The 10,440-nt window shown below is 40.7% G+C and carries 12 protein-coding genes; 4 read left to right on the top strand and 8 right to left on the bottom strand.

Features of this window, described 5'->3' with window-relative positions; translation table 11 throughout:
• The first annotated feature begins 144 nt into the window (after positions 1-144).
• The gene (locus OGM63_RS05425) at positions 145-831 is read left to right on the top strand and encodes a Uma2 family endonuclease (protein ID WP_263744479.1); all 687 of its coding nucleotides are present in this window, start codon (positions 145-147) and stop codon (positions 829-831) included.
• Here the strand turns inward: OGM63_RS05425 and coaE are convergent.
• The 7 genes from coaE to OGM63_RS05455 all read right to left on the bottom strand — a co-directional run bounded on the left by coaE (position 823) and on the right by OGM63_RS05455 (position 6,505).
• Positions 823-1,407: a dephospho-CoA kinase gene (gene coaE / locus OGM63_RS05430; RefSeq protein WP_263744480.1), complete on the bottom strand. Its 585-nt coding sequence runs from the start codon at positions 1,405-1,407 to the stop codon at positions 823-825. The genes OGM63_RS05425 and coaE overlap by 9 nt on opposite strands.
• Before the next feature lie 133 nt (positions 1,408-1,540).
• The gene (locus OGM63_RS29745; protein WP_375340457.1) at positions 1,541-2,392 is read right to left on the bottom strand and encodes a uroporphyrinogen-III synthase; all 852 of its coding nucleotides are present in this window, start codon (positions 2,390-2,392) and stop codon (positions 1,541-1,543) included.
• A 27-nt stretch (positions 2,393-2,419) separates the two neighbouring features.
• Entirely contained in the window at positions 2,420-3,157 is a 738-nt protein-coding gene (gene cobA, locus OGM63_RS29750; protein WP_375340458.1) for a uroporphyrinogen-III C-methyltransferase, read from the bottom strand.
• 116 nt (positions 3,158-3,273) lie between these two features.
• Positions 3,274-4,095, bottom strand: a complete 822-nt coding sequence (locus tag OGM63_RS05440) for a tetratricopeptide repeat protein (RefSeq protein WP_263744481.1) — start codon at positions 4,093-4,095, stop codon at positions 3,274-3,276.
• A 54-nt stretch (positions 4,096-4,149) separates the two neighbouring features.
• Positions 4,150-4,623, bottom strand: a complete 474-nt coding sequence (locus OGM63_RS05445; protein ID WP_263744482.1) for a tetratricopeptide repeat protein — start codon at positions 4,621-4,623, stop codon at positions 4,150-4,152.
• A 4-nt stretch (positions 4,624-4,627) separates the two neighbouring features.
• Positions 4,628-5,560, bottom strand: coding sequence for a homogentisate phytyltransferase (locus tag OGM63_RS05450; RefSeq protein WP_263744483.1), 933 nt, complete (start codon positions 5,558-5,560; stop codon positions 4,628-4,630).
• A gap of 90 nt (positions 5,561-5,650) precedes the next feature.
• Positions 5,651-6,505, bottom strand: coding sequence for a methyltransferase domain-containing protein (locus tag OGM63_RS05455; RefSeq protein WP_263744484.1), 855 nt, complete (start codon positions 6,503-6,505; stop codon positions 5,651-5,653).
• A gap of 254 nt (positions 6,506-6,759) precedes the next feature.
• Here OGM63_RS05455 and OGM63_RS05460 point away from each other — a divergent pair, with 254 nt between their 5' ends.
• Both OGM63_RS05460 and OGM63_RS05465 read left to right on the top strand, forming a co-directional pair.
• A complete protein-coding gene (locus tag OGM63_RS05460; RefSeq protein ID WP_263744485.1) occupies positions 6,760-8,094 on the top strand; it encodes a TrkH family potassium uptake protein in 1,335 nt (444 codons plus the stop codon).
• 30 nt (positions 8,095-8,124) lie between these two features.
• The gene (locus OGM63_RS05465) at positions 8,125-8,820 is read left to right on the top strand and encodes a potassium channel family protein (RefSeq protein ID WP_263744486.1); all 696 of its coding nucleotides are present in this window, start codon (positions 8,125-8,127) and stop codon (positions 8,818-8,820) included.
• A gap of 166 nt (positions 8,821-8,986) precedes the next feature.
• Here OGM63_RS05465 and OGM63_RS05470 read toward each other — a convergent pair whose 3' ends face one another.
• Positions 8,987-10,138, bottom strand: a complete 1,152-nt coding sequence (locus tag OGM63_RS05470; protein WP_263744487.1) for a tetratricopeptide repeat protein — start codon at positions 10,136-10,138, stop codon at positions 8,987-8,989.
• Between the two features lie 2 nt (positions 10,139-10,140).
• Between OGM63_RS05470 and OGM63_RS05475 the strand changes: the two genes are divergently transcribed.
• Positions 10,141-10,440: hypothetical protein (locus OGM63_RS05475; protein ID WP_263744488.1), on the top strand; the 300-nt coding region annotated here is incomplete at its 3' end.

Below are 10,440 nucleotides of genomic sequence, written 5' to 3' on the forward strand. Positions count from 1 at the left end.
GTTCCGACGGAACGTCTGTACCGGAGGAGCAAAGTTGTAATTGAATAATTTTGATTACAATAAGGCTAGATTAGCATCAAAGAATTAGGCTAAAAAGAGCTTTGATTATTTAGAAAAAGCATCCCACAAACAAGGACTTCTTCAATGACAGCTTCTATAGAACGTAGCTTAAGCAAGATACCACCTTTAGAAAGTGGCGATAGACTCAGCCGTCACGAATTTGAGCGTCGCTATACAGCAATGCCGCACCTTAAGAAAGCAGAATTAATTGAAGGAGTCGTCTACGTGTCATCACCATTACGCTTTAAAAGTCATGGACAACCTCACGGTGATTTAATCATCTGGTTGGGAACTTACAAAGTTTCCACCCCAGGAGTAGAGTTAGGTGATAATGCTACAGTTCGTCTAGATTTAGATAATGAACCACAGCCTGATGTTCTATTATTAATAGATGAAAAATTGGGAGGACAGGCAAAAATTAGTGAAGATGACTACATTGAAGGTGCCCCAGAGTTAGTGGCAGAAGTTTCCGCTAGTAGTGCATCAAATGATTTGTATGATAAGAAACGCGCATACCGTCGCAATGGCGTGCAAGAATATATTGTCTGGCAGATTTTGGAAAATAAAGTTGATTGGTTCAGCTTGCAAAATGATGAGTATGTAACATTAGAAGCTGATGCAAATGGTATAATTAAAAGTCGGATATTTCCAGGCTTGTGGTTAGATATGACAGCGCTATTAACAGGAGAAATGACTAAAGTTTTAGCGGTGCTGCAAGAAGGTTTGAATTCAACAGAACATCAAGCTTTTGTTGAACGGTTGTCACTCTAATCTTAATAAAGCCAAATCTACTTGTTTTAACAATGCATCTTCAGTAGAGTTGTTATCTAACACAATATCAGCACGCGCTGCTTTTTCGGTAATCGGCATTTGACTCTTAATTCTGGCTTGTGCTTGTTCTAAAGTTAGATTATTCCGCTGCATTAATCTTGCTAATTGTTGTTGCTCTAAACAGCTTACTACCCAAATTTCTGTAACTAAATCTGTCATTTCTGCTTCAAATAATAAAGGTACAACTAACACCAAGGTTTTAAGACCTTCAGTAATTGCACGTAAAAACCTATCGCGGACGTAAGGATGAATCAAATTCTCTACCCAACTGCGTTCTGCTTGATTGTTAAAGATAATTTCGCCGAGTTTTATCCGGTTGAGGCTTTTATCTGCAAGTAAAATTTGTTCTCCATAACGTTGAGCGATCGCTTGCAGAATTGGTGAATCCACAGCTACTGCGTCCCTAGCATATATATCTGCATCGAAAATTGGCAAGTTGTAAGCTGTAGCTAAATAATTTGCTACAGTACTTTTGCCTGTGGCAATACCTCCAGTTAAACCAATTATACGTTTCATTAATTACGAGTTAGGAGTTGGGAGTTAGGAGTTAGGAGTTAGGAGTTAGGAGTTGGGAGTTAGGAGTTAGGAGTTAGGAGTTAGGAGTTAGTGCATGATGAACAACTAACAACCAACCACTAACAACTATCAACTAACAACTAACAACCCATTTTATCAAGGCTTGGGTTAATCCTTCTAAAGTATGTTCTTCAGCTTCAACATCTACACGTCCAAGTAAAGAACGACAATCTTTAGAGGTTTGAGGACCAATAGAAGCAATACAAATCCCTTGTAAAGAATTTGTCAGTGATTCTGAAAATAGTTTTGTTGTCATTTTATTGAAACATTGTACAGTTTTAGAACTAGCAAAAGTAATAATATCCACACTTTTATTTTGCAATGCTAATTCTGCTGCTGGTGGGATGCTATTTGGACAGCAAGATTGATATGCGGCAACTTCTGTTACCTCTGCACCTTTAGTGGTGAATTCTTTGACTAAAACTTCTCTTCCACCGCTTTCAACTCTAGGAAATAATATCTTTTTTCCTGTCAGTTCTTCGGGAAAGTTTGCTATTAACGAATCTGCAATAAAATTGGGGGGAATAAAGTCTGGTTGCAAACTTCTTTGTTTAAGACTCTGAGCGGTTTTTTCACCGACAACGGCAATTTTGATTTTAGCTAAAGCACGGTTATCTTTATTTTGTGTGTTCAGCCTTTCAAAAAAGTAATCTATGGCATTGGTGGAAGTGAGAATTAACCAATGAAAATCGGGTAAATGCGCGATCGCACGATCTAAACCTGACCAACTCGAAGGGGAAACGATTTCTAATGTTGGCATTTCAATCACAGTAGCACCAACTTCGGTCAGGCGATCGCTAAATTGACTCGATTGTCCAACTGAACGTGTAACTAAGATTCTTTTACCGACGAGGGGGAGAGAGGAGGGGGAGAGGGGGAGATGGGGGGATTTGGGGTGGGGGAATGGGGGGAGGTTATTTGACATAGGTGGGGGTGGCTAGTAAGAATTGTCTTAGTCTATATTCTCAGATTGCAGGTATCTGCGTAACCCGACAACTTCCCCAATGACTATTACTACTGGTGATAAAGATTCTCCAGCGGTTTCTTCGAGAATATTGTCAAGTTGAGCGATGATAATTTTTTCTTGGGGAGTACCTGCCCAACGGATAATGGCAATGTGTGTTAAACGCGATCGCCCATATCGCAGCAATTGATGTACAATTTCAGGTAGATTTTGCCCTCCCATCAAAATTACCAGGGTCTCTAAACGTGATAGTGACTCCCAATCTAAAGCATCTGGTTCATGGGCTGTGAATACTGCAAAACATCGACTTAAAACTGGATCTGTCAGGGGAATTCCTGCAAGTAACGGTGCTGCTAGAGCTGAGGAAATTCCTGGTACTACTTCAAACTGACAACCTGCATTTTTTAAAGCTTCAATTTCCGAAGTACAGCGTCCAAAAATAAATGGATCACCTGATTTTAAGCGTACAACTTGTTGATTTTGCTGGCAATGCCTGACGAGTAAGTTGTTAATTTCAACTTGCGGTGTACTCGGTTTACCACCACGTTTGCCTACATCTAATTTGAGACAATTAGGTGGTACTAATTCTAATAGTTGGGCATCTACTAAAGCATCGTAAACTAAAACTTCTGCTTGAGCTAAGAGATGATAAGCTTTGACGGTGAGGTATGCGACATCTCCTAATCCTGCACCTACCAGGTAAACTTTACCTTTTTGTTTAGTCATGATTTATGGAGGATTTTGAACCGCAGATAAACGCGATTTAATGTAGTCAGCAGGGAGAGTGCTTAAAGTCGAAGATTTGAGCGGTAAACCGCTCACTACGAGTTAAGATTAAAAGTTTAATTTACTTGTCGGGTGTTGATTTTTTGAAAGAGTTGATCAACTCGCTGAAGCATCTCGGAGTTTTTTTGTATTTGAAATAATTCTCTGGCTTTTTTTAAAGCAACACTCGCATCATCTAGCTGTTGTTGCCGTGCCAAAGTTACTGCTAAATTATAGTAGGTGTAGGCATTGTTAGGATCTAGGTTAATGGCTTTTTTGTATTGAGCGATCGCTTCAGTTGGTTTACCTTGATCGTCTAGGGCATTTCCTAAACCGTTGTAAGCTTGTACATACTTGGGATCGAGACGAATTGTTTCTGTATATTCAGCGACTGCTTCTGTTAGCTTATCTTGAGCGTACAATGCTGATGCCAAGTTGTAATGAGCCGATACATATGTGGGATTGAGGCTAATTCCTTTTTTATATTGAGCGATCGCATCATCTAACTTATTCAGTCTTGCTAAAGTCAAACCTAAATTAAAGTATGCTCCAGATTCTTTTGGTTCTAGGCTAATCGCTTTTTTGTATTGAGCGATCGCGTCATTTGACTTCCCTTGATCGTCAAGAGTATTTCCCAAACCTATATAAGCTTTAGCAAAGTTTGGTTGCAACTCGATTGCTTTCCTAAAAGCTGCTTCCGACCCCTTTAAATCTCCTTGTTCATAAAGATTTACACCTTCTTGGAAGCTAGCAACTGCGTTTTTGTTAAAAGGTGCTACCGTCTGGGATACGTCTGTTTTATTTCCTTCACCTACGCTGACAATCACACCAAAAGCAGTATTAATATTTGTCAAACATAAGCCGATAATAGTTGCAGTCAGCAAATTTATTTTCAGCATTTTTACTAACATCTCTACATTTTGTTTAAATGCTTACTTTGTCTTTGATTATATCTATGATAATTTCTTTGATCTAGCTGTCATTTTATCTAATATTTGAGTGATTTTCTCAACTTTTTCGGTTTGTCGTTGTTTTTGCAATAAATCTTTAGCTAATTGCAAGTTTTTGATCGCTTCTTCTCGCTTCTCTTGTTGCATGAGAACATTAGACAGACGCAAGTAAGCATCAGCATATTTGGGACTGCGATTAATCACTTCACCAAAGATTTCCGCTGCTGAATCTAAATTACCTTGTTGGGTCAAGACATCTCCCAACAACAAGCGAACCACATCATTAGTAGAGTTAATTGAAATTACTTTGCGAAAAATCGCTTCTGCACCTGGATAATCTTCTTTTTGATAAAGAGTTACTCCTTCTTGAAATAAATTTGAAGTTATCAAGGTTTTCGCCGAGAAATAAATCAAAATAGCGATAGCGAGGATGACTACAGCAATAGCAAAAATTGAACTTGAGGGAATTTCAGACATGATGTTAAGCCAAAAGACAAGCAATAGGGAAAATCAGATATTCGACGAAAAATAGTTTCCAGATGAATTGATAAAATTTGGCGATCGCGTTTTTATCTTGCAAGTCAACCGACTTACTTTGAAACCACATTAAACCCAGGGCTGCCAGATGAGTAATTACCACAAAAACTGGATTAACTTCTGCCAGACGTAGTACACCCACTAAAATCATACCAACATAGCAAACACTTAACACCCAAAGCGCCAAATTAAACACTGACTTTTGACCGAGTTGGAGAGTAAAAGTAGTGATATTGTAGAGGCGATCGCCTTCCATATCGGGGATATCTTTAAAGATAGCGATCGCAAAGCTAAACACCACAATAAACACCGTCAAAACCCACACCGCAGACGGAATTCCTTTATTTGTTTGCAACAGCCAATTAAAGTGCAAAAACAGCCCCAAATTCACAATAGCCCCGCGCACACTAAAAATACACAAAGCCGCCCAAAAAGGAAACTGCTTTAAGCGAATTGGTGGTAAAGAATAAGCCGTCCCAATCGCCAAACTAATAGTTACCAACCCTAATAAGAATGGTCCCCCCAGCCACGCTATAGCGAGTGCGATCGCACCAGCAATACCTACAATTAATTGTCCCGTGCGGTGCGAAAATTCTCCCGCTGCTATTGGCAAATGAGGCTTATTAATTTTGTCAATTTCTACATCTTCTAATTGATTCAGCCCGACAATATAAACATTGCCACACAGACAAGCAATCCATGCTGCAAAAAATTGCCCGAAGCTAGGAAAAGAAGATGACGTAGCGCTCGCAATCAAATACAAACCCAACACACTCAAAGTAGTGCCAATAATCGTATGTGGACGGGAAAACTTCCAAAAAGCATACAACCAGCCACCCACAAAATTAGAAGACCCTGGCTTAGAAATCTGACTCATAATAATATTTGATTCAAAAGACTTTGTTGGTTGACAGTTGATGGTTGCTGATTAGTCTTTGCTCCTCCCCTTTTCCCCTCCTCCTATTTACTACCCATTCCCTCTTTTATTTCCACATAACAACCCAAATCGAATTAAACCACGTTCATAACCATGACGCATCAACCCCAGGGATAGCGCTCCAACAATAGTACTCCAACCCGATCGCAATAATCCGAAAATTGCTTGGGGAGTAAACGCCGAATCAATGACTATATTCCAAAATGGGGCAACAGCAATAGACCAATCAGCAGTGCGGATATTTTGTAATGGGAGTTCGCAAGCGATCGCTTCATACTCAGGCAAAGAAATCACATAAGGCAAACAATACACCCGGTAAATATCCTGCAAATGCTTTTGTTCATCTGCACTCAAAGGTGACTCATCAATCGGACGATGACACCAAGTCACCATAATCAAAGTTCCACTTTTTTTTAGCACCCGATAACACTCTTGCAAAAACTTGGCTTTATCCGGCATATGCTCGCCACTTTCCAGCGACCAAACCAAGTCAAAAGAATCGTCAGCAAAGGGCATTTCTTGAGCATTTGCCACCTGAAAATGACATCTACCACTCAAACCAGCCTCTTGAGCGCGTTCGGTGGCTCTAGCGGCTTGCACGGGACTCAGAGTAATCCCCGTTGCCGAGGCATTAAACTTGTTTGCCAAGTATAAAGAACTACCACCAATTCCACAACCCACATCGAGGATATTCTCTGCTTGCTGCACCCCCGACCACTTGAGTATTTCTTCGATTAAGTCTATTTGCGCTTGACGACGGTCTTTTTTCAGCTTTCCATCTGCACCATAGTAGCCGTGATGCATATGTTCACCCCAAATTTCTTCCCACAGACCGGAGGAAGCATCGTAAAACTGCTGAATTTGTTGGTAAAGTGTTGCACTCATAAATTTATAGGGTAATGGGTATGGGGACGCTTGGACGCTTGGACTGTAAAAAATTTTTTCTCACTCCGCACCTTTTTTTGCTTATTGCTCCTCTAACCTCTAGCCCCTAGTCTAAGTGCCCCTAATCCCTAATCAAACATATTGGTAGGCTACCATGTGTGTTTTTAATTAGATAAAAGTGTTTTTGTTTTCAGGGAGGGTAAACCCCATTTATTTTCCCTATAAAAATTTAAATTTAGAAATTTTACCTTGATATGACTGTTGCTCGCACAATTTGCTTGGGTTTTCTGGCTGTGATTGCTGTAGGAACAATTTTACTGATGATGCCTTTTTCTACCAGCAATGGTACGTGGAATGACTTAATTGTGGCTTTATTCACCTCCACATCCGCAGTTTGCGTTACAGGTTTATCAGTTGTTGATATCGGTACATATTTCTCTTTTTGGGGACAATTGTTAATTCTGGTGTTGATGCAGATTGGGGGACTGGGTTACATGACAGCAACAACTTTTTTGCTGTTGTTGCTAGGTCGCAAATTTAATCTGCGAGATAAAGTAGCACTGCAACAAGCTTTAGACAACCGAGGAATCCACGGTGGTGCACAATTAGTCCGCTCGATTATTGCGACTACACTTATTTTTGAAATTACGGGAGTTTTTCTAATTTTACCCGTTTTTGTCCCCGACTATGGATTTTATCAAGGTTTGTGGTTATCTATTTTTCATAGCGTTAGCGCATGGACTAATGGTAGTTTTAGCTTGTTGAAGGATAGTTTTATTCATTATCAATCATCAGTATTACTCAACTTGGTAATTAGCGGATTAATTATTTTCGGGGGAATTGGTTATGAAGTCATTTTAGAATTTTATTTATGGGTAGGCGATCGCAAAAATAAAAAACCTGGGCGTTTCTTATTTTCTCTAAACTTTAAAGTTGCCACCAGCACGGCTTTAATGCTTTTAATGATTGGTACTATTGCCTTTGTGTTGGCAGAATACAAAAATCATGCAACTTTTGGTTCTTTAAGCTTTGGCAATAAGTTGATGGCGGCATTTTTTCTATCTGTCAGTACTAGAACTTCTGGCTTTAATACGATTGATATTGGCAAAATGAACCAAGCATCTTTATTTATTGCGATCGCGCTCATGTTTATTGGCGGTAGTCCTGGTAGTATGGCAGGGGGAATTAAAACAACCACCCTGAGAGTTTTAACCAGTTGTACCAAAACAATTTTACAAGGAAAAGAGCAAGTTTTAATGTATCGACGTCAAATACCAATATCTTTAATTTTAAAAGCGGTCGGTGTCGCTGTTGGTTCATTAGGAGCAGTGATGCTCGCAACGATATTAATTGCACTCACTGATCTAGAGTTGAGTTTTCTGCAAATATTGTTTGAGGTTGTCTCAGCTTTTGCAACTGTTGGTCTTTCAACTGGCATCACAGCAATTTTATCTGCTCCTGCTAAACTGATATTAGTTTTTACTATGTACATTGGCAGAGTTGGCGTTTTACTTTTTATATCTGCTCTCACCGGAGATTCTTCCCCTAGTTCAATTGAATATCCAGAGGATAATTTGCTAGTAGGTTAAATATTATTTTATTGAAAAAAGGGAAAAAGCGTGAATTTATCTTCTTTAAATTTCTTTTGTAGTTTGCGCCGAGGTAACAAACAGTTCGGAGTTATCGGTTTGGGACGCTTTGGACTAGCAGTTTGCTCAACATTACATAATTTAGGTTACGAAGTTCTAGCGACAGACATTGAGAAAAAACGTGTCTGCCAAATCATGAACGATCAGCTTGCTACTCATGCTTTGCAACTAGATTCTACAGAACCAGCAGCATTAAAAGAAGCCGGAATTTTTGACTTAGAAACGGTAATTGTTGCTATTGGTAATTATCTGCAAGAAAGCATTATTACCACATTGAATTTGAAAGAAGCGGGTGTTCCCTATGTTGTCGCGAAAGCTTCCTCAGAAGTTCACAGAAAGTTATTGCTGAAAGTTGGGGCAGACTATGTAGTATATCCAGAAGATGAGGCAGGTTGTGCCCTAGCGCGATCGCTTACTCAACCTGCCATCCTCGAACGATTTGAGTTAGACGGCGAACACAGTATTGTAGAACTTATTGTACCGGATGAATTTCATCGCCGAACTATCGCCGAACTTCAACTTCGTAACCGCTACGGGTTAAATTTGCTGGCAATGAGTCACAATGGCAAACTTATCATTAATCCTGACCCAAACAAGCGTTTAGAACGCGGTTCAGCAATAGTAGTTATTGGCTGCAACAAAGATATTAATAGGTTGCCAATTTAGGAATTCCCAACTCCGCTCCTCCGCTCCTCCGCTCCTCCGCTCCTCCGCTCCTCCCCACTCCCCACTCCGCTCCTCCGCTCCTCCGCTCCTCCGCTCCTCCCCACTCCGCTCCTCCGCTCCTCCGCTCCTCCGCTCCTCCGCTCCTCCGCTCCTCCGCTCCTCCCCATTACCCCTTACCGCTCAGGTTCGCTGGAGTTTCTAGAGGGGTTTCTGGTAGATTTGGCATTTCTGGGGGCTTTAGGGGCTGTTGTTCAACTGAAATTGGTACATCCCCAGGATTGCTTTGTGTTTCGGTTGGAGGAGTTTCTGGTAGATTTGGTGTTTCTTGATTGTTAGTAGAAGTTGGTGTTTCCGAGGGAATTGAGGTTTGAGTAACTTCAGGTTGGCTTTTCTTTTGGGCAATTTGCAGCATTAGTTGCTCAACCTTATAAGCTTCTGGAAGGTTGCCTAATTCGCGGTATTCATTGCGGGCACGTTTAAATGCTGCATTAGCTTTATTAATTTCGCCTTGATTGTAGAAAGTTACTCCTAAGTTGTAATAAGCTAAGGCATTCTTAGGATTTTGACTAAGTGCTTGCTTGTAAGCGTTAACAGCCTCTGAAGCTTGACCAAGACTAGCTAGCAGACTGCCCAGATTAGAGTAAGCGATCGCATTTTTAGGATTTAACTGCACCGCTTGACGATAAGCAGCGATCGCTTCGGGTATTTCACCTTGCTTTTGTAAGGCGATCGCTAAGTTAAAATATGCATTGGCATTACTACTATCAAGATTAATTGCTTGCTGATATTCGGCGATCGCTTCAAGAAGCTGACCTTGTTGGTACAGTGCCAATCCCAAGTTATAATGTGCTGCTACCATTGTTGGCTCTATCACCAACGCTTGACGATAAGCTGTAATTGCCGCTTCTTTTTGTCCTTGTTTTTGCAAGGCTAAAGCTAGGTTATAATAAGCCTCACCCAAATCAGGATTCATCCTAATCGCTTCTGCATACTCTTGCACTGCTGCTTCCAAACGATTTTGCTGTAAAAAAATATTACCCAAGTAATTGCGTGCCAGCCCCAAATTTGGATCTCGCTGCAACGCTTGACGAAAGGCATATTCAGCACTCAGTAAATCATTGCGGTTATAGCGTATCACTCCCTGCTGGTAATAACTAGCCGCTTCTAAATCTTGAGTGACAACATTTTCCTGGGCAAGTACCTTGCTTCCTGGTAAAGTAAACGTTGATGTCGCCAACACCAAAAACGCAGAGGAAGAAAACAGCACCATGTTGGAGGTGCTAAAAAACCGCTGACAAAGTTGATATTTTTTAAACATGAATGGTATACCTGGACTTATTGTTAAAGGCTTATAAGTCAGAGTACCCACCAGAAAAGAGAAAATTAAGCTGTTACGTATTTTATTTGCAGGTAAGGGGAGTGGAGGAGTGGGGACAATACGGTTCGGTTAAGAATATTTGTGAACCCAAAACCCTTGTAGAGACGTTGCACTTGCTAGTCTCTACATACGTTAACACCAACGGTATTGAGACAAGGGGGACAAGGGGGACAATTCTTTCTCCCCATCGCCCCAACCCCCCCTCTCCCAACTCCCCATCCCTCACTCCCCAATTTCCTTCC

The organism is Plectonema radiosum NIES-515 (assembly GCF_025753815.1).
GTDB lineage: Bacteria > Cyanobacteriota > Cyanobacteriia > Cyanobacteriales > Nostocaceae > Hassallia > Hassallia radiosum_A.

What these genes read in the sequence shown, in the direction of transcription:
- OGM63_RS05425 (WP_263744479.1), top strand. Translation starts at nt 145, where the DNA reads ATGACAGCTTCTATAGAACGTAGCTTAAGCAAGATACCACCTTTAGAA.
- coaE (WP_263744480.1), bottom strand. Translation starts at nt 1,407, where the DNA reads ATGAAACGTATAATTGGTTTAACTGGAGGTATTGCCACAGGCAAAAGT.
- OGM63_RS29745 (WP_375340457.1), bottom strand. Translation starts at nt 2,392, where the DNA reads ATGTCAAATAACCTCCCCCCATTCCCCCACCCCAAATCCCCCCATCTC.
- cobA (WP_375340458.1), bottom strand. Translation starts at nt 3,157, where the DNA reads ATGACTAAACAAAAAGGTAAAGTTTACCTGGTAGGTGCAGGATTAGGA.
- OGM63_RS05440 (WP_263744481.1), bottom strand. Translation starts at nt 4,095, where the DNA reads ATGCTGAAAATAAATTTGCTGACTGCAACTATTATCGGCTTATGTTTG.
- OGM63_RS05445 (WP_263744482.1), bottom strand. Translation starts at nt 4,623, where the DNA reads ATGTCTGAAATTCCCTCAAGTTCAATTTTTGCTATTGCTGTAGTCATC.
- OGM63_RS05450 (WP_263744483.1), bottom strand. Translation starts at nt 5,560, where the DNA reads ATGAGTCAGATTTCTAAGCCAGGGTCTTCTAATTTTGTGGGTGGCTGG.
- OGM63_RS05455 (WP_263744484.1), bottom strand. Translation starts at nt 6,505, where the DNA reads ATGAGTGCAACACTTTACCAACAAATTCAGCAGTTTTACGATGCTTCC.
- OGM63_RS05460 (WP_263744485.1), top strand. Translation starts at nt 6,760, where the DNA reads ATGACTGTTGCTCGCACAATTTGCTTGGGTTTTCTGGCTGTGATTGCT.
- OGM63_RS05470 (WP_263744487.1), bottom strand. Translation starts at nt 10,138, where the DNA reads ATGTTTAAAAAATATCAACTTTGTCAGCGGTTTTTTAGCACCTCCAAC.